General features: G+C 58.4%; 21 protein-coding genes. 16 read left to right on the forward strand and 5 right to left on the reverse strand.

Annotated elements, in window-relative coordinates; translation table 11 throughout:
• Positions 1-216: 216 nt before the first annotated feature.
• Positions 217-1,230 carry a chorismate-binding protein gene (locus tag ABGM91_RS10865; RefSeq protein WP_354832269.1) on the forward strand — a complete coding sequence of 338 codons (1,014 nt, stop codon included), beginning with the start codon at positions 217-219 and terminating at the stop codon, positions 1,228-1,230.
• A 31-nt stretch (positions 1,231-1,261) separates the two neighbouring features.
• Here ABGM91_RS10865 and ABGM91_RS10870 read toward each other — a convergent pair whose 3' ends face one another.
• Positions 1,262-3,658, reverse strand: coding sequence for a TIM-barrel domain-containing protein (locus ABGM91_RS10870; RefSeq protein ID WP_354832271.1), 2,397 nt, complete (start codon positions 3,656-3,658; stop codon positions 1,262-1,264).
• 220 nt (positions 3,659-3,878) lie between these two features.
• Between ABGM91_RS10870 and ABGM91_RS10875 the strand changes: the two genes are divergently transcribed.
• Together ABGM91_RS10875 and ABGM91_RS10880 are read left to right on the forward strand one after the other, a co-directional pair.
• On the forward strand, positions 3,879-5,177 hold the full coding sequence (locus ABGM91_RS10875) for a glycosyltransferase (RefSeq protein ID WP_354832273.1): 1,299 nt from the start codon (positions 3,879-3,881) through the stop codon (positions 5,175-5,177).
• Between the two features lie 51 nt (positions 5,178-5,228).
• Positions 5,229-6,407, forward strand: coding sequence for a glycoside hydrolase family 57 protein (locus tag ABGM91_RS10880; RefSeq protein WP_290565995.1), 1,179 nt, complete (start codon positions 5,229-5,231; stop codon positions 6,405-6,407).
• A gap of 165 nt (positions 6,408-6,572) precedes the next feature.
• Here the strand turns inward: ABGM91_RS10880 and def are convergent, their stop codons facing one another.
• From def to ABGM91_RS10900, 4 genes are read right to left on the reverse strand one after another with little or no spacing between them, the layout of a single operon-like run.
• The gene (gene def / locus ABGM91_RS10885) at positions 6,573-7,121 is read right to left on the reverse strand and encodes a peptide deformylase (protein WP_215428222.1); all 549 of its coding nucleotides are present in this window, start codon (positions 7,119-7,121) and stop codon (positions 6,573-6,575) included.
• 31 nt (positions 7,122-7,152) lie between these two features.
• Entirely contained in the window at positions 7,153-7,581 is a 429-nt protein-coding gene (locus tag ABGM91_RS10890) for a biopolymer transporter ExbD (protein WP_354832276.1), read from the reverse strand.
• A 7-nt stretch (positions 7,582-7,588) separates the two neighbouring features.
• Entirely contained in the window at positions 7,589-8,215 is a 627-nt protein-coding gene (locus ABGM91_RS10895) for a MotA/TolQ/ExbB proton channel family protein (RefSeq protein ID WP_215428218.1), read from the reverse strand.
• A gap of 41 nt (positions 8,216-8,256) precedes the next feature.
• On the reverse strand, positions 8,257-9,474 hold the full coding sequence (locus ABGM91_RS10900; protein WP_354832278.1) for a hypothetical protein: 1,218 nt from the start codon (positions 9,472-9,474) through the stop codon (positions 8,257-8,259).
• 192 nt (positions 9,475-9,666) lie between these two features.
• On the opposite strand from ABGM91_RS10900, the gene ABGM91_RS10905 reads away from it, so the two are divergent.
• The 13 genes from ABGM91_RS10905 (at position 9,667) to ABGM91_RS10965 (ending at position 26,235) form a co-directional block, all read left to right on the forward strand.
• Positions 9,667-10,173 (forward strand): single-stranded DNA-binding protein, encoded by a 507-nt coding sequence (locus ABGM91_RS10905; protein ID WP_290565992.1) that lies wholly within the window; start codon positions 9,667-9,669, stop codon positions 10,171-10,173.
• 160 nt (positions 10,174-10,333) lie between these two features.
• A complete protein-coding gene (purD, locus tag ABGM91_RS10910) occupies positions 10,334-11,590 on the forward strand; it encodes a phosphoribosylamine--glycine ligase (protein WP_354832280.1) in 1,257 nt (418 codons plus the stop codon).
• A gap of 25 nt (positions 11,591-11,615) precedes the next feature.
• A complete protein-coding gene (locus tag ABGM91_RS10915) occupies positions 11,616-12,215 on the forward strand; it encodes a DUF1287 domain-containing protein (RefSeq protein WP_354832282.1) in 600 nt (199 codons plus the stop codon).
• Positions 12,216-12,393: 178 nt separating this feature from the next.
• Positions 12,394-14,016, forward strand: coding sequence for a formate--tetrahydrofolate ligase (locus ABGM91_RS10920; protein WP_354832284.1), 1,623 nt, complete (start codon positions 12,394-12,396; stop codon positions 14,014-14,016).
• 38 nt (positions 14,017-14,054) lie between these two features.
• The gene (locus ABGM91_RS10925; RefSeq protein WP_354832286.1) at positions 14,055-14,960 is read left to right on the forward strand and encodes a 2-dehydropantoate 2-reductase; all 906 of its coding nucleotides are present in this window, start codon (positions 14,055-14,057) and stop codon (positions 14,958-14,960) included.
• Between the two features lie 44 nt (positions 14,961-15,004).
• Complete coding sequence (locus ABGM91_RS10930; RefSeq protein ID WP_354832288.1) at positions 15,005-16,966, forward strand: DUF2075 domain-containing protein; 1,962 nt, start codon at positions 15,005-15,007, stop codon at positions 16,964-16,966.
• Positions 16,967-17,022: 56 nt separating this feature from the next.
• Positions 17,023-17,901 carry a hypothetical protein gene (locus tag ABGM91_RS10935; protein WP_354832290.1) on the forward strand — a complete coding sequence of 293 codons (879 nt, stop codon included), beginning with the start codon at positions 17,023-17,025 and terminating at the stop codon, positions 17,899-17,901.
• 118 nt (positions 17,902-18,019) lie between these two features.
• Positions 18,020-18,757 (forward strand): metallophosphoesterase family protein, encoded by a 738-nt coding sequence (locus ABGM91_RS10940; protein ID WP_290565986.1) that lies wholly within the window; start codon positions 18,020-18,022, stop codon positions 18,755-18,757.
• Positions 18,758-18,945: 188 nt separating this feature from the next.
• Positions 18,946-20,334 carry an ABC transporter permease gene (locus tag ABGM91_RS10945; protein ID WP_354832292.1) on the forward strand — a complete coding sequence of 463 codons (1,389 nt, stop codon included), beginning with the start codon at positions 18,946-18,948 and terminating at the stop codon, positions 20,332-20,334.
• Positions 20,335-20,339: 5 nt separating this feature from the next.
• Positions 20,340-21,947 carry an ABC transporter permease subunit gene (locus ABGM91_RS10950; protein ID WP_354832294.1) on the forward strand — a complete coding sequence of 536 codons (1,608 nt, stop codon included), beginning with the start codon at positions 20,340-20,342 and terminating at the stop codon, positions 21,945-21,947.
• A gap of 28 nt (positions 21,948-21,975) precedes the next feature.
• On the forward strand, positions 21,976-24,225 hold the full coding sequence (locus ABGM91_RS10955; protein WP_354832296.1) for an extracellular solute-binding protein: 2,250 nt from the start codon (positions 21,976-21,978) through the stop codon (positions 24,223-24,225).
• A 3-nt stretch (positions 24,226-24,228) separates the two neighbouring features.
• Positions 24,229-25,206 carry an ABC transporter ATP-binding protein gene (locus ABGM91_RS10960; protein WP_354832298.1) on the forward strand — a complete coding sequence of 326 codons (978 nt, stop codon included), beginning with the start codon at positions 24,229-24,231 and terminating at the stop codon, positions 25,204-25,206.
• Positions 25,207-25,227: 21 nt separating this feature from the next.
• Complete coding sequence (locus ABGM91_RS10965; protein ID WP_354832300.1) at positions 25,228-26,235, forward strand: oligopeptide/dipeptide ABC transporter ATP-binding protein; 1,008 nt, start codon at positions 25,228-25,230, stop codon at positions 26,233-26,235.
• Positions 26,236-26,316: the final 81 nt, after the last annotated feature.

Raw genomic sequence — 26,316 nt, forward strand, 5'->3', positions numbered from 1 at the left:
GAATATCATGCGGAGTGAAAGCCCGGATTCTTTCAAAAAATCTGTTACTCGTCATGCCTCCGCTGCGCTGCGGTAACAATTCAGGCACGAAGGCCCGGAAACCGCCTTTGCAGTTGGACGGAAAGAAAATCTTGAAGTTCCAATCCTCCCTTCCCGCCCTCACAAACATTCAAATGGCTGGAATTCCCCCAGACGGCATTTTAAGATGGGCCGCGCATGGACATAAGCACGCTGAATTCCGGAGCCCTGATCAGACACCCTGCTCGCGGACTGCTCCTCGGGACCGGGCCGTTCCGGGAATCAGCCGCGCCCCCGGAAGACGGTACCGCCTTTTACGTCAACACGTTCCGGCTGGACGACCCGCGGCCCTGGAAGATACCCTCCGCCCTGCATTCCATTCCTGAACCGGAGGGCGCCCTGCCCCCCGCTCCGGAAATCCGGTGGACGGAGCCGTCACCGGACGCGTACGCCCAGGTTTTTGCGGAAATCATTGAACAGATCGCTTCCGGGCATCTGGTGAAAAGCGTTCCCGCCACGCCCCAGTTCGGAGAAATGGAGGCACCCCATGTTCCCCGTGAGCTCATCCTGCGGGCCATCAACGGCTCCACGGTGCACTACCCCTATGCCTGGTGGACGGAGCGGGAAGGCTTCTGCGGGGCCACTCCGGAAACCCTGTTCCACCAGCAGGACCGCCGCCTGACGACCATGGCCCTGGCAGGAACGGCGCGCCCGGAGGACGAGTGGGTGTTCATCAATGACGACAAGGAAATCCGCGAACATGAAATCGTGGCCGGGAGCATCCTTTCCCGCCTGTCCCCGTACGGAAGCGTCACCAGAACGCCCCGCGGCGTGCTGAACCTGGATACCCTGATCCACTTCGTCACGTACCTCACCCTGGAGGCGGACGCCCCCATGCCCCCGGACCACTGGATACGGCTGCTGCACCCCACCCCGGCCCTGGGGTCCCAGCCCCGCACGGAGAAGACGCTGGCCCAGCTGGACGACTGGCGTTCACGCCTCCGCTGCCCGGCCCATTTCGGCGCCCCGTTCGGATTCCTGGAGGACGGGGACTTCTTCTGCCTGGTGGGCATCCGGTCCCTGTACTGGCAGGGGCAGCGGCTGGCGCTCTGCACCGGGGGCGGCGTAGTGGCCTCCTCCACGCTGACGCATGAATGGCGTGAGCTGAAATTAAAGAGGGACACCGTCAGGCACAGTTTCCAGCTTCCGTGAGCTTTCCGTCCGCCCTTCCTGCGGAAAGGGCTTATTCCTCCGTCCAGCTTACGGAAAGAGTTTCAAATTTGGCCCTCACCGGGATTCTCCACACCCGGCCATCCCTGGCCACGCCGCTGCACGGAATACCGTCCATCAGCGCGCTGACGAAAATCCCCGCCGGCAGGCCGTGCAGGACCACCTCCGCGGACTCATGGAACGCGCAGGGATCCCCCTCGCACTTCCAGTCCAGTTCCAGGGAACTGGAGCCGCCGCGGTAAAGGAATTCATGCACGGCGCATTCCCCGTTCCTGTACCCGTAGCCGTCGCCCGCGTCTTCATACAGGTGGGAAGCTGTTTCCTCCTCCGGCGCCCACCAGACGTCCAGCGCCAGCGGGGGCCTGGACAGCTCGCCCACGTGCTGCTGGACGGGCCAATGAGGCACTACCGCCCCGCCGCGGACGTACACGGGGAGGAAGGAAAGCGGGCACTTCACCCACACGTCCTTTCCGGTGTCCTTCATCAGGCTGTCCGTGTGGTAGGAATACCAGACGCCCTCCGGAATGTACAGGAAGCGCCCTCCCTCCTGCGGCTCATGAATGGGGACAACGTACAAATGGTCTCCAAGGAAGTATTCCGCTCCGCGCCAGTAGGTATCCCGGTTCTCAAAGCATTGGAGCGCCAGGGAGTGCAGCACGGGCATGCCCGTTTCCGCATAACGCCGGAACTGGGTGTAAATATAGGGAAGAAGGCGGTACCGCCCTTCAATGGCGGCCTTCACGTATCCGGTCACCTCCTGGCCGAACACCCAGGGTTCCTGCCCGCCGAATTCCCCGGAGGAATGATTGCGGAAAAGGCCTTGGAACGCGGCCATCTGCATCCAGCGGCAGAACAGCTCCGGCGTGGGGTGGCCCATGAATCCCCCCGCATCCGCCCCCGCAAAGGAAATGCCGGAGGCGGCAAGCCGCTGGCACTGGAAGTTGGCCAGCTTCAAATGCTCCCAGTTGGAACGGTTGTCCCCCGTCCAGGTGGCGGCGAAGCGCTGAAGTCCGGCAAAACCCGCGCGGGACAGCAGGAAGGGGCGCCTGTCCGGCGCGTGGCGCTTCATGGCCAGCCAGGAGGCCTCCGCCATGCACTGCCCGTAAATGTTGTGGGCCTTCTCATGGGAACAGGGCATGCCGTCATATTCATGCCGCGTATCCATCGGGAACGTGCGGTCCGGAAAAATGACCGGCTCATTCATGTCGTTCCAAAGTCCGCGCACGCCCACCTCCTGAAGGTCATGCCTCAACAGGTCCGCCCACCAGCTCCGGACGGCAGGGGCCGTAAAATCCGGGAAATTGCAGAGCCCCGGCCAGACCTCCTCCGACAAAAGGGCGCCCTCCGCCCGGCGGCAGAAATAATTCCGTTCCAGGCCCTGCGCCCAGACCGGATTGGCCGGGTTGATCTTCACGCCGGGGTTCACGATCAGGACCGTCTTCACCCCGTCTTCCTCCAGGGAGCGGACCATTCCCGCCGCATCCGGAAAATTGTACTTGTCCCACGTGAACCCCTCCTTCTTCTCCATGTAATGGTGGTCCAGATGGATGGCGTCACACGGTATCCCCAGGTCCCGGAACCGTTCCACCAGGTTGTACACGGCCTTGTCCGGGTAATAGCTCCATTTGGACTGGTGGTAGCCCAGGGCCCACAGCGGCGGCAGTTCCGGCGTGCCGGTAAGGCGGGTGTAGGCGGCCACGATGTCCAGCGGGCGGCGGTCGTAAATGAAGTAGTAATTCATCAGGCCCCCGAATGAACCGAAGGTCAGCACCTTTTCATCCGTGGCGCCGAAGTCGAAGTAGGAGCGGCACGTATTGTCAAAAAGCAGGCCGTACGCCTTCCCGTCCCGGAGGCTCAGGAAAAACGGGATGCTCTTGTACAAGGGGTCGGACTCCTCATGAAAATCATAATGGTCCGCCCCCCACATGGAAAAATACTTGCCCCGCAGGTTCAGGGCGCAGGGCTTGTCCCCCAGGCCGAAGAAGTGCTCCGTTTCCTGGAGTTTTTTCCGTATCCACACGCGGGCGTCCCCCGTCCAGTCCTTGGACTCCCGGCCAAAGCCCCCTTCATCCGCCAGCAGGGGTTCATCAGTGACAAGATCGTAAAAATCCACCTTTTGCTCCTCCGTGCGGATGCGTATCCGCAACAGGGACGTTTCAATGACATGCACTCCCGCTTCGTCATGCTCCCGGATCTCCGCTCCCGGGGCCTCGTACGCGGGGTTCACGGCATAACTGGGTTCGTCCTCCGGCACCGGTCCGGTGAAGTACGTCACACGGACAATTCCGGCGTCCGCAATGCACACGCTGAGAGTTATTTTAGAAACGGCATTCGTGTATTCCCACTTGACCAGACGCCCCCGGAGAGGAGGCGTTTTCCGCTTTTCAGGGATGTTGGAAAAGGAACGCATGGAAGCCAAACAGAAGAAAGTATCAAGGGTGTTCGGTTTAGATTAAACCCATTTTATGACGAACGCAAGATTGAACTAAACCAGCGCTTTTCTTTTCATTATTAAGACAAAATTACTAATATTCGTCTAGACCACACATGAAAAATCTGATTTTATTGCCTTGGTGCACAACACGGCATGGCGCCGCTTCCTTCCCGACACCGACAACCCACATCAACCAATGAGCACAATCCGAGTTCTTACATTAGGATGGGAATTCCCACCCCTGGTTAACGGGGGGCTGGGCATTGCCTGCCTTGGCCTTTCCAAGGCACTGGCAAAAAAAGTGAATTTAAGGGTGATCGTTCCCAAGGCCGATCCCTCCGCCCTTTTCGACGGGTTCCAGCTCACTGGCCTCAACAATGTCTCCTACCGGGAAGTGGAGCAGGTGGACCAGAAATATTCCTATGACAGCTTCGCCCTGGTGGAGCACGCCCCCATTGAACTGGACCCCTACACCACGGTGGAAGGGGAGTCCGGCACGGTGCAGTTCACCAAGGAAGGCCGCATCACCTTCTCCAAGACTCATGAAGCGGACCTCCAGCTTTTCAAGAACAAGGAAGACCTCTATGCCGGAGACCTGGCCCTGAAAGTCATCCAGTTCTCCAAAATAGCGGTGAAAGTGGCCATGCAGCAGGATTTTGACATCATCCACGCCCATGACTGGATGACCTACCTGGCCGGGGTGGAAGTGAAAAAAGCCACGGGCAAGCCCTTGGTGGTGCACCTGCACGCCTCCCAGTTTGACCGCGCCGGAGCGGACGCCCGCGGCTGGATTTACGACATTGAGAAATTCGGCATGGAACAGGCGGACGCCGTCATCCCGGTCAGCAAGTACACGGGCACCATCGCCAGCGGTCACTATGCCATTGACCCCCACAAGATTTTCCCCATCCACAACGGAGCGGACCCCGTCAAGGTGTTCAAGGGAAAGAAAAAATTCCCGGAAAAGCTCGTGCTCTTCCTGGGGCGCCTCACGGCCCAGAAAGGCCCGGGCTTCTTCCTGCAAATCGCCGCCAAGGTGCTGGAGCAGACGGACGACGTGCGCTTCGTCATGGCCGGTACCGGAGAAAAACTCCGCCAGCTGATTGAATCCGGCGCGTTCAAGGGCGTGGGGGACAAATTCCACTTCACCGGATTCCTGAACAAGGACAAGGTGAATGACCTGCTCTCCATCACGGACATCTACTGCATGCCGTCCGTCTCGGAACCCTTCGGCCTCTCCGCCCTGGAAGCCGCCCAGTTCAACATTCCCGCCGTCATCTCCAAGCAATCCGGCGTGGCGGAAGTCATGAAGGGAGCCCTGAAAGCGGACTTCTGGGACGTCAACAAGATGGCGGAACACATCGTGCACCTCTGCACGGATGAGGAACTGTACCGGAAAGTGGTGGAACAGAGCACGGAGGACATTAAGGCCTCCACCTGGGACGCCGCCGCGGACAAGGTCATCCGGGTTTATGAACATGTGCTGAACCGCTAAAACTCCCCCCCTCAACCCACACGATAACTCACAGCCCTCTCCCCCCGTCCAATGAGCAATATTTCCCTCACTTTCGTGGCACACCAGCCCAACCGGCTGATTCATTACGATTTCTTCAAAATTGGAGAACACGCCTTTTATGAAGATGACGATCTGAATGCCCGCGTGCTCAGCACGGTGGCGGAACGCTGTTATTTCCCGGCCACCCGGCTGATGAAGCAGCTCATTGAACTGACGGAGGGCAAATTCCGTTTCGGGCTGGCCCTCAGCGGCGTCATTCTGGAACAGGCCCTGTACCACAGGCCGGACCTCATCGCCGCCTTCAAGGAACTGGCGGAAACCGGCTGCGTGGACTTTCTGGTGATGCCTTACTACAACTCCCTGGCCTCCGTCTATTCCCCCCAGGAATTCGCGGAACAGATTGAAGAACACCGGGAGCTTCTCAAAAAACTCTTCCGCCGGGAATCAGACGTGCTGATGAACACCGGAATGCTTTACTCCAACGCCATTGCGGCGCAGGCGGAAACGCTCGGATTCAAGGGAATCATGGCGGACGGCAACCCCGCCATGCTCAAGGGATTCACCAGCAATGAAGTATTTCTGGCTCCGTGGGTGTACAACACCACCACCATCTTCCGCAACCGGGAACTCTCCAATGACCTGGCGATCATGCGGACCGATCCGGAATGGCCGGAATACCCGCTTCCCCCCACCACCTTCGCAGACTGGCTGACGCACCAGCAGGGCAGCGTCACCACCCTGTCCATGGACTATGAAACGCTTGGCGAACGCCAGTCAGACGCTACGGGCGTCTTTGAATTCTGGCGCACCATGATTCTCTCCTGCGTGGAAGCAGGCAATCGGTTCATGACCCCGTCTGAAGTAGCGCAGGAAATCAAGCCCGTCTCCGTCTGTGAATGCACCCAGGAAATGACCTGCTCCACCTTCGGAACCATGTCCCACTGGAACGGCAACGTCATGCAGGATGAAGCCATCCGCAAAATCTACCGGCTGGAAAAACCGGTAAAGGCCGCCGATGACAAGGACCTTACCCACGTCTGGCGCAAGCTTCAGAGTGCGGACCACTTCCATTACATGCAGAAGGAAAACTCCTTCACCCCGTATGCCTCTGCCTTTGACGCATACATCTACTACATGAACGCTCTGGCAGACCTGCAAATCCGGGTCAAGCGGGAATCCCGGAAACCCGTTCCCGCGGCAGCTTCCTGACCTCCTGGTCCGTGCCCCCTGGCCCGTTTGGAGCGCAGCAAAAGCCTTTGCAGCAATAAAAATCCCCGTGCGTTCTCACGGAGCGCACGGGGTCCATCGGGAAATCCGTTCCTCTGATATATCCGGTTTCATGGCTGCCGTAAAAGCTTGCAGCGCGCCGGAAGGCTAATACTCCACAGCCAGGCGCTTCAGCTTGTTGCGCAGGGTAATCTTCTGGGCGGAGGAAACGCGCTCCACAAACAGGATGCCGTTCAAATGGTCGCATTCATGCTGCAGGCACCTGGCCAGCAGCCCGTTGCAGTCAATCGTCACTTCCCTGCCGTCTATCAGAAGCACCGTGGCTTTGACAAAATCCGGCCGCACGACGGAAGCGCGGATCTTGAGCACGCTCAGGCAGCCTTCATGGAAGGGGTGCATAGGACCGTAAGGCTCCAGAACGGGATTGGCAAACATCAGGGGCATGATGTCGGACAACTTCTTGTCTTCCCCGTTCACCTTCAGCCACGTCACGGACTCTTCCTCCTGCGGAATATCAATCACCACCAGTTGCACGGGAATGCTCACCTGCGGTGCCGCCAGGCCGATTCCCTCCGCGGCGTACATGGTTTCCAGCATGTTTTCCGCCAGGGCCTTCAGGCCTTCGTCAAAATGTTCCACGGGACGGCATTTTTCCTTCAATACCGGATTTCCATACTGTGCTATTTCCAATAACATTGGGAGGAGGAAGTGTTATATGTTAAGGCGTTTACTGAGCGCCGGACTTGTTGATTTCTATTCTGGCAGGAACATCCCCCGCGTCAATACCCACAGATGTCAGCGCATCCCAAATGCCTACAATGACGCCAAACTCCGCCTTTTTATCAACATCAAGCTGTAATTTGACCTCCGGATTTTCCTTCTTCAGCGCTTCCAGCGCGGCGGCCAGTTCCTTCATCTCCACCAGGCTACCATTCAGGGAAATGGAGGATTCCCCCGTCACGGCCAGTACGGCCCGCTGTTCCGAGGAAGGAGCCCCTTCCATGAACTCCGCGCCGGGAACGTCTATCTTCAGCAGGGACTGCGGCTTTTTCCACTGGGTATGGACAATGAAAAAGATGAGCAGAATGGTTAAAATATCAATCATGGGGACAATCGGCACCCCCATGCTCCTTGCTTTCTTGCGGTAAAACTGCATGGCCGGATCAGTGTTGGGAATGATGGCAGCGGAAGGAAATCAGCTCCGTGAGCAGAACTTCCATGGAGGCCGAGATGCGCTCCAGCTTGCGGGAATAATAAACGTGGGCGATCACGGCGGGGGTGGCGATGGCAAGACCGGCAATCGTCGTATTCAGCGCCTGGGCGATCCCCTGGGCAATCATGCCGTGGCTCTCATCCATGCCGAACACGCTGAAAATCTGCACCAGGCCGCTGGCGGTCCCCAGAATGCCGAACATGGGGGCGATCATCACAATCATGTCCAGCAGGGGGAGGCCCGCCTGGAGCATCACGAATTCTTCACGGGCCTTCACCTGGATCATCTCCTTCAGGGAGGCTTCATCCTCCAGCGGGGAATTCAGGGCGTCCAGCACCAGACGGCCTTCCACGGAATTGGAATCCGCGGCGATCTTCTCCAGCTCACCGCGCTCCAGGGTGCCGCCGGTGTACTGTTCCACGGCCCGGATCAGCCTGGCGGGACAGATGATGCTCCTCTTCATATTGAACATACGGTAAATGACGGCCGCAATGAGGAGGACGGAACAGGCCGCCAGCGGATACATGAAGACGCCGCCTGCCTGGAAGAATATGATGCAATCCTTGATAAAGTTCATAATGATGTATCAGTGAATGGTGTTTGTAGGATGGTAGGTTGTTAGAAATTGAAGTCGAAGTACATTTCCAGCGACTCCCCGATGAGCGCGCTCTTCACTTCCGGCGGCATCGCGGGAAGCCGCGCGAGCTTGATGGCGAGGAAAGTGAAGGACTTCTGCACCTCGCTGGCCCCCACGCGGGAAGTCTGCCGCATGGAGGAGACCTTGCCGTTCTTGCCGATCAGGATGCGGATGCGCACGGTCCCGGTGACGATCAGGTCCCGGTTCAAGTCACACTGGCGGTACCACTGTTCCCCGATGGCGCGGTAAACCATCGCCTGGTACATGCCCATGGGCGTGGCCTCTACATCCAGCGTGGGACGCCGCCCAAAACTGAATTTGCCCGTCTGCTTGGTCTTCTGCTCATGGGTCTTGAAGCCGGGCTGGCTCTCCGCATTGAACATGGGGTCATACAGGGGCTGCTTCTGCACCGGGCGCGTATTGGGGGGAAGGTTCAGGTTCGGAAGGTTCAGGGGAGGATTCTCGGCGCCCTTCGCAATGCTCCTGGCCAGCTCCTCAAGAGGGTCCGGCTTTTCCGGCGCGCCGGGCTGGGGCAGCGTCACCGCATGAGGAAGCTGCACGGCCCTTTCCTGCGCAGGGCGGCGGTTCTGCCGGGCCAGCCCTTCCTCGCTTGATTTGCCGGGCGCTCCCGTCTTGTTGGAGGAAGGGTCCATGGAATCCGGATGCCCCGCGGGAGGCATGGACGGCTCCTGGGGCTGGGGCGGAACGCTGGCGGAAGCTCCTGGGGCGGCATCCTTGTTGCCGTCCCGCTCGTGGCTCATGTCGCCATCCTGCCTCTCCTGGTCAAAAAGGACAATCTCCCCGTTCTCACGCTCCACGCCGTCCTGCGCGGGCATGTCCCTGCTGCTGTCCGGGTCCTTCCGGCCGCCTTCCGCCCGCGTATTCCTGTTGCTCTGGAATTGGGGCGTTTCCGGCCTGGTGGCGCTCTCCTGCTCCTCACTGGTCTTCACGATGGAAGGCAGGCGTTCCTCCGGCGCCTGTCTCCTGCCCTCCTGCGGGGCCTCCACCTTCTTTACCATGCGCGCACTCACCACCACCTGCCGCTTCTCCGCTGCCGGGGGGCGCGGGGAGGCCAGCCATTCCTCCGGAACCAGGTAGCTCCCCGCCAGTAAAAACAGGTGCACAAGCACGGACAGCAGCAGGCACATGCCCCAGGAAACCCGGAACAGCCCTTTTCGCCGTCGTTGCTTGAAACTCATGGAGGTAAAGTTTTCACGGTTCCATGACAAATGCAATGTAGAAAGGAGACATGATTGAAGGACGATTCCGCAATTTAGTATTGCACAAGAGCCCGCGCAGGCCCATAGTTGCTAGCGACCAACCACACGCCCCTACAGGCAAGGCGTCCCTCCCATACTATTACCATATACACCTCGTTAACACCCACCCATATGGCCAATCTCAACAAAGTCTTCTTAATGGGCAATCTTACCGCTGATCCCGAGCTGCGCTACACCCCCAAGGGCACCGCCGTCACGGACATTCGCCTTGCCATTAACCGCTACTATGCGGGAGACAACAGCGAACGCCAGGAAGAAACCACCTTCGTGGACGTTACCCTCTGGAACCGTCAGGCGGAAGTGGCCGGCAACTACCTCAGCAAGGGCCGCGGAGTCTTTGTGGAAGGACGCCTGCAACTGGACTCCTGGGAAGACAAGGCCTCCGGCCAGAAGCGCACCAAGCTGCGGGTAATCGGTGAAAACATCCAGCTCTTCCCCCGCGGCGGTGAAGGCGACATGGGCGGCGCTCCGCGCCAGCAGTCCCAGGGCGCGCCCCGCTCCAGCAACTACGGGCAGTCCCAGTCCCGCCCGGCCCAGAACTACAACCCTCCCCCCATGCCGTCCAACAACCAGCCCTCCAACGACTTTGGAGACATGGACGACGAAATTCCGTTCTAAATTGCAGGGCATTCCCTTTCTTTTTCCAGGCCGCCTTTCCTCCGTGTCAGGCGGCTTTTTCATGCCCTGAATGCCCGGCGCCCTTCACCAGTTGACGGAGTGCGGTTCCCCGTTCATTTCAGCTTGGCAAAACAGGTCCGTCCCGGCATACTTCCCGCGTATGAAAATAGCCGTCATTGGAAAAGGTGGGCGTGAACACGCACTGGTCAAGGCTCTCAAGGAATCCCCTTCCGCCCCGGAAATGTACTGTTTTCCGGGCAGCGACGCCATCAACCGTCTGGCCGCCCCCATCCCTGCCAGGGATCTGCCTACGCTGATCGACTGGATGGTTTCCAATAAAGTGGACCTCTGCGTAGCCGGGGAGGAAAGCTATCTGGTGAAGGATGAGGGCTTGGCGAACGCCTGTGCCCGTGCAGGCATCCCCTGCTGGGGCCCCGTAAAGGAAAGCGCCCAGCTGGAAGCCAGCAAGGAATTTGCCAAGGAGTTCCTGCTCCGCCACCAGATACCCACCGGGCAGGCCCGTGTGGCCGCCACCCTGGAGGAAGCGCAGCAATTCATTGGCGGCGTTTATCCCACCGTGCTGAAATTTGACGGACTGGCCGCCGGAAAGGGCGTGGCCGTCTGCATGACCAGGGAGGAAGCGGACGCATTCCTGAAGGAAGTGTTTACGGACAGGCGCTTCGGTGAAGGGCGCCTGCTGGTGGAAGAATTTCTGACGGGGCCGGAAGTATCCATCTTCGGCGCTTTGGTGGACGACCACTACCTCATTCTCTGCCCGGCGCGCGACTACAAGCGCCTCAAGGAAGGCGACGCGGGCCCCAACACGGGCGGCATGGGCGCCGTGGCCTCTCGCCGGCTCGTGGAGCCGGACATGCTGGAACGCATTGAAAAGGAAATCGTGGCCCCCACGGTAGCCGGACTGAAAAAGGACGGGCTGCCCTACCGCGGCTTCCTGTACTTCGGCCTGATGCTGACCCCTGGCGGCCCCAAGGTGATTGAATACAACTGCCGCTTTGGGGACCCGGAATGCCAGGCCGTCATGCCTCTGCTCTCCGGAGACCTGGCTTCCTTCTGCCTTCATGGAGCCAAAGGGGAATTCACCCCGGAAGAAATCTCCTTCCAAAACGGTTGGAGCGTCTGCTGCGTGCTGGCCTCCCGGGGGTACCCGGAAACCTCCCACTCCGGCGACTGCATCCAGGGGTTGAACGACGTCGTGAACGCCTCCGTGTACCACGCGGGCACCAAATGGAATGCGGACAAAAATTGTTTTGAAACCAACGGCGGCCGCGTGCTGGCCGTGGTGGCGCAGGGAGAAACCCTGTCCGAAGCGCGCCAGCGCGCCCATAACGAAACCAAGAAGGTCAAATTTGACGGCATGCAGCGCCGCCCGGACATAGGCTTCACCAGCTTCGTCTGATTTTTCGCCTCCCCCAACTGCCCCCATGAAAATCCCTGCCCTTCTCTCCCTCCTGTTCCTTTCCTGTTCCGCGTGCCTAGTGGCGGACAACGCTGCGCTGGCCGCCAAGGCGCGCGAACAGATAGGAGTAACGGTCTCCTACAACGGAGGCTACCAGTCCATCCCCTACCCTGGCGGGGATGTTCCCAAGGAAACCGGAGTGTGCACGGACGTGGTCATCCGCGCCATGAGGGCCTTCGGCCTGGACCTTCAGAAAGCCGTGCATGAGGACATGAAGGCCCACTTCTCCAAATACCCCAAAAACTGGGGTCTGAAAACCACGGACCGCAGCATTGACCACCGGAGGGTGCCCAACCTCCGCACCTTCTTCAGCCGTCGGGGATGGTCCGTCCCCATCACTAAAACGGCGGCGGACTACAAGCCCGGCGATCTGGTTACCTGGAACCTGGGGGGCTCGGTCCCCCATATCGGCATCGTTTCCGACAAAAAGACGGAGGAAGGCACGCCGCTGATCATTCACAACATCGGCGGCGGCACGCAGGAGGAAGACTGCCTGTTCCTTTACACCATCACGGGCCACTACCGCCCCGTACTGGACACGGGGAAACAGAGTTCCCAATCCTGATTTCCCCCGTCCTTGCACAGCCTGCCGCCACAAGCTCCCGGAGACTTTCCCCGGAATTGCAAAGAGCGCCGCATGCCCATGAGGCGGATTTGCACATCCGGTGCGGGTCCCCTGTGCAAGGTTTGGAATGCCCATGAACCTTCTTGCAAAAAGAGGGGGCTTCCGTCATCATGTATTCATGGTCACACCTGCATTCTCCGATTGTGTCAACAAGCTGGGCGTCGCTGAAAACGACGTGATCCCCTTCGGCCGCAACAAGGCCAAGATTTCCCTGGATGTACTCAACAAGCCGGCCTCTCCCGGCAAGCTTATTCTGGTCTCCGCCATCACGCCCACCCCTTCCGGAGAAGGGAAAACCACCGTGTCCATCGGTTTGGCGCAAGGCTTGCAGGCCATCGGTAAAAAAGCCTGCCTGGCGCTCCGCCAGCCCTCCATGGGTCCGGTATTCGGCCGCAAGGGCGGCGCCACCGGCGGCGGCAAAAGCTCCCTGACGCCTCCGGATGAAATCAACATGCACTTTACGGGGGACTTTCATGCCATCACGTCCGCCCACAACCTGATCAGCGCCATCCTGGACAACGCCATGTTCTTCCACACGCTGAACATTGACGAACGCAAAGTCACCTGGAAGCGCGTCATGGACATGAACGACCGCTCCCTGCGCTCCGTCATCGTGGGGCTCAACAAGCAGGGCTTTCCGCGTGAAACGGGCTTCGACATCACCCCGGCTTCGGAAATCATGGCGTGCTTGTGCCTGGCTACCTCCTACAAGGACATGGAAGACCGCATCAACCGCATCGTGATCGGCTTCACGTCGGACGACAAGCCCGTATTCGCCCGGGAACTCGGCATCACCGGTTCCGTCATGGCCCTGCTGAAAGACGCCCTGATGCCCAACCTGGTGCAAACGGTGGAAGGCGTGCCCTGCTTCCTGCACGGCGGCCCGTTCGCCAACATCGCCCACGGCTGCAACTCCGTGCTGGCTACTAAAATGGCCCTGCACTTCGGCGACTATGCCGTCACGGAAGCCGGCTTCGCCTTTGACCTGGGAGCGGAAAAATTCCTGGACATCAAATGCCGCCAGTCCGGCCTGGATCCGGCCGCCATCGTCATTGTAGCCACGGCGCGCGCGCTGAAAATGCACGGAGGCACCGCCCTGGCGGACCTGAAAAACACGGACGTGGCCGCCCTGAAAAAAGGCCTGGCCAACCTGGACGCCCATCTGGACGCCGCTGCCCACTACAAACGGCCCGTGGTGGTGGCCGTCAACAAATTCTTTGACGACTCCCGGGAAGAACTGGACGCTATCGTGGAACACTGCGCGGAACGCGGCATCCCCTGCGCCATTGCGGACATCTTCTCCCAGGGAGGGGAAGGAGGCAAAGACCTGGCCCAAATGGTAGCGCAAGCCGCGGAAAAGCCCTCCGCCCCCTTCAAGCCCCTGTATGAATCCGCCCTGCCAGTGGAAGAAAAACTCAACATCATTGCCCGCAGCATTTACGGTGCGGACGGCGTGGAACTGACGCCCGCGGCCAAAAAGAAGCTGGCCCAGTTTGAAGCCAGCCGCCTGACGGACCTGCCCGTCTGCATGGCAAAAACCCAGAACTCCCTTTCCGACAACGGACGCCTGCGCGGACGCCCCACCGGATTCACCGTTACCGTGCGCGACTTTGAAATCGCCAACGGCGCCGGCTTCCTGGTGGCCCTGTGCGGGGAAATCATGCGCATGCCCGCCCTGCCCGTCTCCCCCAACGCCATGCACATCTATCTGGACAACAAGGGCAACGTCCAGGGGCTCTGAACAGTCTCAACGCAAGACACAACACCTCACCGCACACCATGAAAATCGCCATTCTGGGGGCCGGAGCCCTCGGCTGCTATTACGGAGCCAGGCTCCAGGAATCGGGCCAGGACGTCTCCTTCATCGTACGTTCGGAATACGGCTACCTAAAAGAACACGGCCTGGAAGTGAAAAGCCTGCACGGAGACATCTCCCTGCCCCACGTCAAAGTCTACCGGGACTCCGCGGAAGTCGGGCCCGTGGACCTGGTCGTGGTCGCATGGAAAAGCACGGCAAATGCCGGGTTCGCCAAGGCCCTGCCTCCGCTGATGGAACCGGACACGGTCGTGGTGACCCTGCAAAACGGCATGGGAAATGCGGAGAAAATTGCCCGCATCATTCCGGCGGACCGCATCTATGTGGGCCTGTGCTTCATCTGCGCCATGCGCGCGGAGCCGGGCCATGTCAACCATCTGGAAGGCGGCAACATTCAGTTTGCCCCCTTCGTCCCCTCACCGGAAGGCTCTGAAAAGGCCCGGGAGCTCTCCGAATTGTTTGCCAGCGCCGGCATCAAGACCCGCGCCTTTGACGCCGCGGAACAAATCCAGTGGTACAAGCTCGTCTGGAACATCCCGTTCAACGGACTGTGCCTGGCGCTGGGGGGCATCAGCATTGCGGAACTCTATCAAAACCCGGAAAACGTCGCCCGGGCGCGCCGCATCATGGAAGAAGTAGTACAGGCGGCCAAGGCCCGCGGCTACACCCTGCCGGACGACCTGGTGGAATTCCACCTCTCCCGCACGGAAAGCATGGGCTCCTTCATCCCGTCCAGCGCGGTGGACTACAACGCAGGCCGCCCCATTGAATACACGGCCATCTGGGGTGACCCCTCGCCAAGGCGCACCAGGCCGGAGCCTCCCTTCCGGAATGGGAGCGCCTGGACCGGGACATCCGCAAGCGCCTGAACATGGACTGATTCTCCTGATTTTGTTCAACTACTCTAGAGAATATGCAACAAGCCTATTATTCTAATGATATACAATCATTTTGCACCCAATCTCTAGAAGAAATTTTAGGTCAACTTGCTGTTAATAACTCCTTTGACCTAGAGCAAAATTTACGTAATTCATGGGTTGACGAGATCAAATTACTACAACACGTTCTTCAAAATATTCCTACTGGTTCACTGGCCTTTGAATATACAATTCCCCGTATTGGAGAACGGATAGACGTGGTCATAGCCTATGCAGGTGTTCTCTACATCCTTGAATTTAAAGTAGGAGAAACATGTTATCCCAGATACGCCAGTGACCAGGTGGTAGACTATGCCTTAGCACTTAAGTATTTTCATCAAGAAAGCCATCACAGGAAAATTGTTCCTCTTGTCGTTTGCACGAAAGCCCCCCCTAAGGAGCATGAACTTAAAGCATACCAAGACGGAGTATATCACCCTCTTCTTTGCAATGCTGATACTTTAGGTCCCACCTTAAGAAAGCTTACTGATAAGTTATTTGATGAGGAGTTCTCTTTTGAACAATGGTTAGCTTCACCATACATGCCAACTCCTACCATTATTGAAGCTGCACAAGCGCTTTACCGTGGGCATGATGTTAAAGAAATTTCACGAAGTGATGCAGGAGCTTACAATCTGAGCCGCACCACACAGACACTGAATAGGATTATTGATCAAAGTAAACAAAACCATGAAAAATCCATCTGCTTTGTCACCGGAGTGCCTGGTGCAGGAAAAACCTTGGTAGGCCTTAATATTGCTAATGAACGGCATCAATATGATGAACAAGAGCATGCTGTTTTTCTTTCTGGTAATGGCCCATTAGTTTCTGTCTTGCGGGAGGCCCTGGCACGGGATGAAGTCAAACGCTCTAAAGGTGAAATTACAAAAACAGAATCTAAAAGAAAAGTCTCTGCTTTTATTCAGAATATTCATCACTTTCGTAATGCAGGCTTACCTCCAGCTACCCAAGCTCCTGTAGAGAAAGTGGCCATCTTTGACGAAGCGCAACGTGCCTGGACAAAAGAACAAACGGCCAAGTTTATGCTGAAACGTCACAGCCTTCCCTGGGATATGTCGGAACCTGAATTTTTGATTAGTGTGATGGACCGGCACCAAGATTGGGCGGTTATTATCTGTTTAATCGGAGGGGGGCAAGAAATCCATACAGGGGAGGCGGGGTTGCCTGCTTGGTTTGACGCATTAAGAGAACGTTTTCCCCATTGGAATGTTTATGCATCCCCTCAAATCTCTGATACGGAATATACGAGAGGAACCTCCCTTAAAACTCTCTTTAAGGGGTTACCTCTTGATGAAAGAACAGACCTGCACCTCTCTGTTTCCATCCGTTCTTTCCGGAATGAACAAGTTTCAGCATTTGTAAAATCTCTTTTAGACAAAGACTTGCCAGTAGCTCAGCACCTCTATTCTGCTCTTTCATCTGACTATCCCATTGTGCTTACTCGTAACCTACAAAAAGCGCGTCAATGGGTACGTGAGCAAGCCAGGGGAACAGAACGTTATGGAATCATTGCCAGTTCTGGGGCCAAACGGTTACGCCAATTTGGAATTTGGGTACAAAGTAACATTCAGGCAGAAAACTGGTTTCTAAATGGTAAGGAGGATGTCCGATCTTCCTATTTTCTAGAAGATACGGCCACGGAATTTGATATTCAAGGTCTGGAAATTGATTGGGCCGTTGTCGCGTGGGATGCAGATTACCGCATTGAAAATGGACATTTCAAATCTTATAACTTTACAGGGTCTAGCTGGAAAACAGTAGGTCAAAGAGATGCCCAGCTCTATCTTAAAAATACCTATCGCGTCTTATTGACACGAGCCCGACAAGGATTTGTGCTCTTTATACCAGAAGGCTGTGACGCGGATTTGACTCGGCAATGTTCCTTTTATGATGGTATTTATTATTATTTAAAAGAAATAGGAATAAAGGAGCTATAAGAATCCCAGGATGTCTTTTTCTTGGGATGAAAAGCTAAATAACTCTGCGTATTATCATGCTGAAAACCACCATCATTTTCATCATTGCCCTGCTGGGCTTCGGCATGATCCGGCTGCCTTTGCAGAACCATATCCTGGAACAGGAGAAGGCGGCGGGGCTGCTGGATGATCCGGTGAAGCTTTCCTCTTCCGATTATCTGGAGCAGCAGCTTGCGATGGTCTCCCTGGGGGGGCTGCGCTCCCTGGTGGCGGCCGTGCTGAGCATGGAGGCGTTCGACTGTTTCCTGATTTCCGACTGGGCCAATCTGGAACGCCGCTACAACCAGATTACTTCTCTCGCCCCCCATTCCGATTTTTACTGGGACAACGGTTCGTGGCATCTGGGCAACAATGCCTCCTCCAGCTACCTGGATAACAAGCGGCTTTCCCCCATGGAACGCCGGGAGGGCTTCCGGAAGTACATCCAGAAAGGCCGCCGTTTCCTGGAAAAAGGCATCGGCGCCAACCCCGGAAGCTGGTATTTGCAGTCCCTGCTGGGCAACATGTACAGTGATACCTACCGTCAGCCGGATTTTGAAAAGGCCGCGGAAGCCTACCGCAAGGCCCGGGAGCTGGGAGCCCCGCCCCTGACGGCCCGCAAGGAGTTTTACGCGCTTGTCCGCGTTCCTTCCAAATCCCGTGAGGCGCTGGAGCTGGGCCGGGAATTGTTCAAGGACCCGCGTAACCGGACGCCCAGCCTGGTGAACAACATTTTTGTCCTGGAAAACAGGCTGAACGTGCCGGAGAAGGACCGCGTTCCCTTCCGGGAATTGTTCCCTACGGATGAAATCGCCCGCGACCTGATGACCAGCCACCTGGCCAATTCCCTCAGGTACCCCGTGGACGGCCTGAGGGAGGCGCTGGAGTCTTTGCCGGAAGAAAAGACCAAAGATTGAAAATCAAAATACTAAACGGAGAAAACTTTAGTCCGGGGTCTTTCCCATTTAGTATTTATTTTACCGGCCGCGCTTGGCAAAGCCCCGGAAAAGTGCTATGGTTTTTCACCGCAATACCATGAGTAGAATAGCCCTGATCAGTGACATCCATGCCAACCTGCCCGCTCTGGAAGCGGTAATGAAGGATATAGAACAGTTGCGATGCGATGCCGTTTACTGCCTGGGTGATATTGTAGGCTACAACGCCAATCCTTCCGAATGCCTTGAATTCATCCGCGAACGCCAGATTCCCACCGTGCGCGGCAACCATGATGAGGAAGCCATTGGGGAGGACAATCCCGCAGGCATGAATCCCGTAGCGTACAACGCCCTGATGTGGACGCGCCGGCAGCTTTCCGACGAACAGAAGAAGTGGCTGCGCCGCGCGCCGTTCCAGCGCATCCTGCCCAATGAAATCGTTCTGGTGCACGCCACGCAGGACAAGCCCAATTCCTGGGCCTACGTCACGAATGTGGATACGGCCACGCACAGCATCAACATGCTGCGCGACAACCAATTCCTGTGCTTCAACGGCCATACGCACGTCCCCCGCACTTTCATTCGCCATGAAGGGAGCATCCAGGAATATGAATCCGGGGACATCCAGCTTCTCAAAACCAACAAGTACCTCATCAATGTAGGTTCCGTCGGCCAGCCCCGGGACGGAGACCCCCGCGCCGCCTATGGCGTGCTGGATGTGGACAGCATGGTTTACTACCAGCGCCGCGTGGAGTACGACGTGGAGGAGGCGCAGAGGCGCATCCTGGCCGCCGGGCTTCCGGACATGCTGGCACGCCGCCTGGGGGAAGGCATTTAGTGTTCCGCTCCCCTTTTCAGGTTCATGCGGGTTCAGCCTCTGAAACCCTGCGGCATTGTCCCTTGTTTCTGCGCCCCATCCGCACCGGCATTGAGAAAAACCGGGATGCCTGCATGTTAGCAAAGGCTCACAAATTTGCATTGCTACTTGCCTCACATGCCACAAACCAGTAGAGTTCTGCGCGACGAATGAAGACCTATATCATCAGACGACTCCTTCTCATGCCCCTGACGCTTCTGGGGGTCACGTTCCTCGTCTTTTGCATAACCCGTTTTGTCCCGGGAGGTCCCATTGAACAGATGATGCAGCAGCAGAGCATGAGTGCCCTGTCCGGTCAGAAGGCGGGCTCCCAGCGCGGAGACAATAACCTGAGCGAAGCGGATATGGAGCGGTTGGAAGAACAGTACAGCCTGCAGGAACCCATCATCACCGCCTATCTGCAATGGCTGGGGGTGCTCCCCAAAAAGATTTTCATTTCCCGCGAGGAGTTCGGGGACATCGGCGGCATGGAACCGTCCGACACGGAGGATGAATATTCCGGCATTTCCGATACTCACACCCGGATCAATCTGAATGAAACCGGGGAACAGGTCGTCGTCGTCCGTCCGGACAAGAATTCCGGCGACGTGAAGGATGCCTTTTTTTCCGGCACGCCATCCCGGAAAGCCGCCACGGAAGGCTGGACCGTGGACATTGAATCCCCCATGGACCGGGCGGAACGCTGGGCGCGCCGCATGAGGCAGACGGACAACACGGCGGCCGTCCAGGACAAGGCCAAGAGCTATGCGTGGCGCGCCGTGATGTACAAGACCAGCTTTGACGGGCTGCTGCAGGGCACCATGGGCAACTCCTTCAAGTACAATGAACCCGTGTGGGACATGATTAAGGAGCGCATTCCCGTCTCCCTGTACTTCGGCATCCTGAGCGCCATCATCACGTATTCCGTCTGCATACCCCTGGGGGTGGTGAAGGCCATCCGGCACAAGAGCCTGGTGGATAACATTTCTTCCGTCCTGATTTTCCTGGGGTACTCCGTCCCCGGCTTCGCCCTGGGCGCGGTGCTGGTGGTCTATCTGGGCGCGCGGCTGGAATGGTTCCCGCTCTGCGGCCTGACGTCGCCGGACTTTGCGGACATGGGCTTCTGGGGACAGGCCGGGGACCTGCTGCACCACACGGTGCTCCCGCTGATCTGTTACGTGGTCAGCTCCTTCGCCATCACCACCATGATGATGAAGAACAACCTGATGGACAACCTTTCCTCCGACTACGTCAGGACGGCCATGGCCAAGGGCGTAAGCTTCAAGGGGGCCGTGATCAAGCACGCCTTCCGCAACTCCTTCATCCCAATCGCCTCCACGCTGGGGAGCCTGATCAGCCTGATTGTGGCCGGCTCCATGCTGGTGGAAAAGGTCTTTGATATCCAGGGCTTCGGCATGCTGAGCTACCAGGCCTTGATGGACAAGGATTACGCCCTGATCATGGGCACGCTGTTGCTCACCTCCTTCCTGATGGTGCTGGGCAACCTGCTTTCAGACATCATCGTGGCAGCCGTGGACCCCCGCATTAAATTTGAATAACACACATGGTTAGAAAACTGGCATACCTTCTGGTCATTCTGGCGGTCCTCACTGCCGTGGGAGAGCTGTGCGGCCTGCTCCTGCCCACGTTGAGCTGGCCCTTCACCGTCTCGCGGGAAATGAGCATGCTCAACATCGTCTGCACGGACCAGAACAACGGCGGCATCCTGACGCCTCAGGGAAAATTCCTGTGGTTCGGCTGGGCCTGCGTGCTGGTCATGGCCGGGGTGGGCTTCTGGATCATGCTGAAAGGCCCGCGCCGCTTCCATCCCACGCCTATTACGAAGCGCCGCATTCAGCGCTTTAAAAGTATCTCCCGCGGCTACGTTTCCCTGGTCATCCTGCTGGCGCTGACACTGCTGGCCTGCATGGACCAGTGCCTGGTGGGCAAGCGGGCTCTTCTTGTAGTCCAGGACGGTTCCTGGTACTTCCCCGCCATCATGCGCAAGGTGTACCAGGGCTCCACCTTCGGCCAGACCGGAGACTTTGCGGATGCGGAAGCCAATTACCGCGAACTGAAAAAGCAGGCCGGACAGCCCGGCAAGCCCTCCCTGGTCATCATGCCCCTGGTTCCGTACGATCCCACGGGGGATTCCACTAATCCCGGTTCAGAAGCCCTGACGGTGAATGAAGACGGCCTGGTGTGCGAGTCCAATGGCAAGCCGTATTCCGGCCTGGCCTCCCGGTTGCACAAGGATGAAGAAGCCCTCCCCCACATCAGCTACAAATTCCGCAAGGGGAAAAAGGTGGACCGCGCCACCGGCTGGCTGGAAGACCGGACGGAGGTATACAGCGCCACCTATGAAAACAACCGGATCGTGGCGGAACATTACAGCGGCCCCGGCACCAAGGAGGACTTCCTGAAACAGACGGACGAAAACAAAATCAGCCGCATCTTCTACCATCCGGCCCCTCCCCTCAAGGGCGGCCACCTGCTTGGCACCAATACCCAGGGGGCGGACATCCTGGCGTACCTGTACGGCGGGCTCCAGGTGAACATGAAGGCCGCCATCTTCTATCTCCCCATCGTGTACTTCATCGGCATCACCTTCGGGATGATGATGGGGTACTTCGGCGGCATGTTTGACCTCGGCATGCAGCGCCTCATTGAAATCTTCTCCCAGGTTCCCTTCCTGTTCATCATCATGATCATTTCAGACATGGTGCCGCTCCAGATGAAGGGCATGTTCCTGATCATCAGCCTGCTCATCATGTTCGGGTGGATGTCCATGACGTACCAGCTCAGGACCTCCACTATGAAGGAAAAAGCGCGGGACTACGTAGCGGCCGCCCGCGTGCTGGGCGCTTCCACCAGCCGCATCCTCTTCATCCACATCCTTCCGAACCTGGTCGCCATCCTGGTCACGCTGGTTCCGTTCAGCGTTTCCGCCCTGATCCTGGCCCTGGCTTCCCTGGACTACCTGGGCTTCGGCCTGCCGGACACGTACGCCAGCTGGGGTCGCCTGCTCAATGACGGCCTGGCGGACCTCTCCGCCAGCTGGGTGGTCACCTCCGCCTTCGCCGCCCTGGTGATCACGCTCCTGCTCGTCACCTTCATCGGGGAGGCCATCCGCGAGGCCTTCGATCCCAAGAAATTCACCACTTATAAATAATAAAAGACTCCTGTTCCTCCACATACCCATGCTCAAGCTGTCCACCATCCTCCGCACCCTCCTTTCTTCCATGGCGCTGTCCCTCCTGCTGACAGCCGGCGCCGGCTGCAAGGATTCCTCCCAATCCCAGGGGGTGGGCTGGCAGCCTAACGTGCCTTTCGGTACGCTTCCTCCGGGGTTTGACTCCTTCCCGGAGCGGTGGAACAAGCAGGTCAATGACCGCCTGGCCAGGGAAGAAGCCGCCAAGCAGAAGGAAATCAAGAGCCTCCGTGACCAATTCTTCAAGGAGGAAGACCCCAAAATCAGGGAAAAGCTGCAAAGCAAGCTCATTGCGGATGAAGCGGCCCTCTCCGTCATCCACCGCAGGCAGACGGAAGGGGACTACATCAAATTCAAGACTCCGGCGGACATCCCCCAGGACCTTAAATGGGAAGACGGGCTGGACAACCCGGAAATAGGAGACCCGGCCGCCAAAAAAGGCGGCGTGCTGCGCCAGTGGGCCCCGGGGTCCTACCCGGACACCTTCCGCCCCAACGGCCCGAACAGCAACAGCGGCTTCCGCGGCCCCCTGTATGATGAAATCATCATCGGCCTCGTCTCCATCCATCCGGTCACCGGAAAAATCATCCCCGGCATTGCCCACAAATGGGCGGAAACTGCGGACAGGCGCACCGTTTACTTTGAACTGGACCCGGACGCCCGCTACACGGACGGGGCCAGGGTGAAGGCCATTGACCTGCTGGTGAACATGTACATCCGCACGTCGGAATACAGCCGGGACGTCTTCTACAACAACTTCTTTTACCAGAACGCCTCCAACATCACCATCTACGACGACAGCCGCTTCTCCATCACCCTCCCCTTCGCCAAACCGCTGCTCCCGTACTACTGTACGCTGTTCATCCCGTCCCCGCCGCACTTCTACTGTGAATTCGGCCCCAGTTACGTGGAGCGCTACCAGTGGCGCGTGCCGCCTACCACGGGTGCTTACGTGGTCAAGCCGGACGGCATCATCCGCGGGCGCCAGGTAACACTCCAGCGCGTGCCGGACTGGTGGGCCAGGGACAAAAAGTTCACCAAGTACATGTACAACGTGGACCAGATCGTGTACAACTTCATCGCGGAACCGTCCAAGGCCATTGAACTCTTCCGCATCGGCGAGCTGGACGTGATGAACATCACAAAACCGGAGCTGTGGCACGAACGCATGGAAATTCCGGAAGTCCACAACGGCTACATCAACCGCAGCACGTTTTTCACCATCTACCCCCGGCCTCCCTACGGCCTCTTCCTGAACACCTCCAAGGCCCCCTTCAATAACCTGGACGTGCGCCTGGGCTTCCAGTACGCCCTGAACATCCAGAACATCATTGACATCACCTTCCGCGGAGACTACCAGCGGCTCAACTCCTACAACTCCGGCTTCGGCAAATTCACCAACCCCTACATCAAGGCGCGCCCCTACTCTCCGGAACAGGCCCGCGCCTGCTTCGCCAAGGCCGGATACACGATCCCGTGCCCGGACGGAATCCTCCGCAAGCCGGACGGCACCCGGCTCACCGCCGCCATTACCTTTCCCAACTCCTCCCCCTCCCTGGCCTCCACGCTGGGCAAGCTGAAGGAAGACGCCCGCAAATGCGGCCTGGAAATCCAGCTGGACCCGCTGGACTCCACCGTGGCCTTCCGCAAGATCATGGAAAAGCGCGTTCAGGCCTCCTTCATGGCCTGGGGCTTCACCCCGCCCCACCCGATGAACGAACAGGGCTTCCATTCCCGCTACGCCTATGACGAGCGCGGCAGCCTCATCACCTACACCAACAACATCTGCGCCTACGCGGACAAGGAGATGGACAAGCTGCTGGACGCTGAAACGAACGCCGCTACGGAAGACGAACTGCAAAAGGCCACGTGGAAGGTACAGCAGAAAATTCATGACGAAGCCCTGTGGGTCCCGGCCTGGACCACGGAATTCGTCAGGCTGGGCTACTGGCGCTGGGTCAGGTGGCCAAACAGCGCCACCACGCAATTCTGCCATCCCGTCGTGTTTGACCCGATGGAAAGCTACCTGTACTGGGTGGACAACGACATCAAGAAGGAGACGATGGAAGCCAAGCGTGAAGGAAAAACCTTCGAGGAAGTGGACGCCGTGTACGACCAATACCGTTACATGGATTCCATCGACAGCCTTGACAACAAGGAAGGGAGCGGCAAACTGCCGTCCGTGCCCGTCATCCCGGAAAACGGCAGCCCCCTGGAACCCTCTGCAACGGAGAAATAACAAGTGAGCGAACCCCTGTTGGAAATCAAGAACCTGGTCACCGGATTCGAAACGGAATCCGGCCTGCTGAAAGCGGTGGACGGCGTCAGCTTTACCGTACCCAAGGGAACCTGCGTAGGCATCGTGGGGGAATCCGGTTGCGGTAAAAGCGTTACGGCCATGTCCATCGTGCGCCTGCTGCCCCAGCCCATGGGGAAAATTCTGGACGGGCAAATACTCTTCAAGGGCCGTGACCTGGTCCAGGCCAGGGAGACGGACATGCACGGCATCCGCGGCCGCCACATCGGCGTCATCTTCCAGGAACCCATGACGGCGCTCAACCCCGTGCACAGCATCGGCAGGCAGATCGGGGAATCCCTGATGCTCCACCGGGGAATGAATGCCAAAGAAGCCCGGGACGCCGCCATCCAGCTCTTGCAGCGCGTCCGCATTCCTGCCCCGGAACAGCGTGTGGACGAATTCCCTCACCAGCTCTCCGGAGGCATGCGCCAGCGCGTCGTCATCGCCATCGCTCTGGCCTGCCATCCTGAACTCATCATTGCGGATGAACCCACCACAGCGCTGGACGTCACCGTGCAGGCGCAAATTCTGTCCCTCCTGAAGGACCTTCAGGCGGAAATGGGCTCCTCCTCCATCCTCATCACCCATGACCTGGGCGTCATCGCGCAGAGCTGTGACTCCGTGGTGGTCATGTATGCCGGCCGCGTGGTGGAAAAAGCCCCCGTCCGGGAACTCTTTGCCAATCCCCGCCACGCCTACACCAAGGGACTGCTGGCCTCCATCCCCCAGTTAAGCTCCGTGCGCAAAACCAAGCTGCCGACCATTCCCGGCCAGGTGGCCTCCATTGCGGACTTCGTGCCCGGCTGCCGCTTCTGCCAGCGCCAGGGCGTCCCCGTGGAAGAACTGACGGAACGCCCCCCTCTGGTGGAAATATCCCCGGACCACTTTGTGGAAGCCTGCCCCCGCTGCGCCAACCTTTAACCTTTTTCCCCTTCTCTCGCCATGCCGGAACCAATCTTGCAAGTCAACAACCTGAAAATGTACTTCCCCGTCCGCTCCGGGATATTCCTGCGGCAGGCGGGCTGGGTCAAGGCGGTGGACGACGTCTCCTTCAGCATCTACCCCGGAGAAACGCTGGGACTGGTGGGGGAATCCGGCTGCGGAAAATCCACCATCGGGAAAAGCATCGTGCGCCTGCTGAAACCTACGGGAGGCTCCATCCTGTTCAACGGCAAAAACATCGCCAGGCTCTCCCAGCGGAGCATGCGCCCCCTGCGGCCGCACATTCAAATGGTTTTCCAGGACCCGGCGGAATCCCTCAACCAGCGCCAGTCCATCGGCCAGATTGTGGCGGAACCCTTCGTCATCCACCGCATGGGCACTCCCGCCGCGCGCCGGGAATGGGTGCGCGGCCTGCTGGACCGCGTGGGAATGCCGGACAGCGCCATTGACCGCTTTCCCTTTGAATTCTCCGGAGGCCAGCGCCAGCGCATCGGCATTGCGCGCGCCCTCACGCTGAACCCCAGCCTCATTATTCTGGACGAACCCGTTTCCGCGCTGGATGTCTCCGTCCAGTCCCAGGTGCTCAACCTGCTGCTGGAGCTTCAGGAAGAACGCAAGCTCTCCTACCTCTTCATTGCCCATGACCTAGCGGTGGTCAAGCACATCTCCGACCGCGTGGCGGTCATGTACCTGGGGAAAATCGTGGAAATGTCAGATGCGGAAACCATCTACCAATCCCCCAAACACGCCTATACCAAGGCGCTGCTGGATGCCATTCCGGAACCGGACCCCGCCAGGGCCAACAAGCACCAGCCCTTGCCCGGGGACGTACCCTCCCCCATCAACCCGCCGCTCGGCTCCGCCTTCGGCCACCGCATCCAGCACCCCTCCTATCCGGAGACGGTGGGGGCGGACCTCACCCCCGTGGAAATAGAACCGGGCCACTGGGTAGCCCCGGACCCCTGCTCCCTGGAACCGGAGGACTGGAACAAGGTGCGCCAGCGATAACCCTTCCCGGAATTTTCCCATTCCCGCCGGGAGCGCCGCAAACCACTGCGGCATCTTAAAAATTTGCGGCCTTTCAAGGGC

The sequence above is a fragment of the Akkermansia muciniphila genome (assembly GCF_040616545.1).
Taxonomy (GTDB): Bacteria; Verrucomicrobiota; Verrucomicrobiia; order Verrucomicrobiales; family Akkermansiaceae; genus Akkermansia; species Akkermansia muciniphila_E.

What these genes read in the sequence shown, in the direction of transcription:
- ABGM91_RS10865 (WP_354832269.1), top strand. Translation starts at nt 217, where the DNA reads ATGGACATAAGCACGCTGAATTCCGGAGCCCTGATCAGACACCCTGCT.
- ABGM91_RS10870 (WP_354832271.1), bottom strand. Translation starts at nt 3,658, where the DNA reads ATGCGTTCCTTTTCCAACATCCCTGAAAAGCGGAAAACGCCTCCTCTC.
- ABGM91_RS10875 (WP_354832273.1), top strand. Translation starts at nt 3,879, where the DNA reads ATGAGCACAATCCGAGTTCTTACATTAGGATGGGAATTCCCACCCCTG.
- ABGM91_RS10880 (WP_290565995.1), top strand. Translation starts at nt 5,229, where the DNA reads ATGAGCAATATTTCCCTCACTTTCGTGGCACACCAGCCCAACCGGCTG.
- def (WP_215428222.1), bottom strand. Translation starts at nt 7,121, where the DNA reads ATGTTATTGGAAATAGCACAGTATGGAAATCCGGTATTGAAGGAAAAA.
- ABGM91_RS10890 (WP_354832276.1), bottom strand. Translation starts at nt 7,581, where the DNA reads ATGCAGTTTTACCGCAAGAAAGCAAGGAGCATGGGGGTGCCGATTGTC.
- ABGM91_RS10895 (WP_215428218.1), bottom strand. Translation starts at nt 8,215, where the DNA reads ATGAACTTTATCAAGGATTGCATCATATTCTTCCAGGCAGGCGGCGTC.
- ABGM91_RS10900 (WP_354832278.1), bottom strand. Translation starts at nt 9,474, where the DNA reads ATGAGTTTCAAGCAACGACGGCGAAAAGGGCTGTTCCGGGTTTCCTGG.
- ABGM91_RS10905 (WP_290565992.1), top strand. Translation starts at nt 9,667, where the DNA reads ATGGCCAATCTCAACAAAGTCTTCTTAATGGGCAATCTTACCGCTGAT.
- purD (WP_354832280.1), top strand. Translation starts at nt 10,334, where the DNA reads ATGAAAATAGCCGTCATTGGAAAAGGTGGGCGTGAACACGCACTGGTC.
- ABGM91_RS10915 (WP_354832282.1), top strand. Translation starts at nt 11,616, where the DNA reads ATGAAAATCCCTGCCCTTCTCTCCCTCCTGTTCCTTTCCTGTTCCGCG.
- ABGM91_RS10920 (WP_354832284.1), top strand. Translation starts at nt 12,394, where the DNA reads ATGGTCACACCTGCATTCTCCGATTGTGTCAACAAGCTGGGCGTCGCT.
- ABGM91_RS10925 (WP_354832286.1), top strand. Translation starts at nt 14,055, where the DNA reads ATGAAAATCGCCATTCTGGGGGCCGGAGCCCTCGGCTGCTATTACGGA.
- ABGM91_RS10930 (WP_354832288.1), top strand. Translation starts at nt 15,005, where the DNA reads ATGCAACAAGCCTATTATTCTAATGATATACAATCATTTTGCACCCAA.
- ABGM91_RS10935 (WP_354832290.1), top strand. Translation starts at nt 17,023, where the DNA reads ATGCTGAAAACCACCATCATTTTCATCATTGCCCTGCTGGGCTTCGGC.
- ABGM91_RS10940 (WP_290565986.1), top strand. Translation starts at nt 18,020, where the DNA reads ATGAGTAGAATAGCCCTGATCAGTGACATCCATGCCAACCTGCCCGCT.
- ABGM91_RS10945 (WP_354832292.1), top strand. Translation starts at nt 18,946, where the DNA reads ATGAAGACCTATATCATCAGACGACTCCTTCTCATGCCCCTGACGCTT.
- ABGM91_RS10950 (WP_354832294.1), top strand. Translation starts at nt 20,340, where the DNA reads ATGGTTAGAAAACTGGCATACCTTCTGGTCATTCTGGCGGTCCTCACT.
- ABGM91_RS10955 (WP_354832296.1), top strand. Translation starts at nt 21,976, where the DNA reads ATGCTCAAGCTGTCCACCATCCTCCGCACCCTCCTTTCTTCCATGGCG.
- ABGM91_RS10965 (WP_354832300.1), top strand. Translation starts at nt 25,228, where the DNA reads ATGCCGGAACCAATCTTGCAAGTCAACAACCTGAAAATGTACTTCCCC.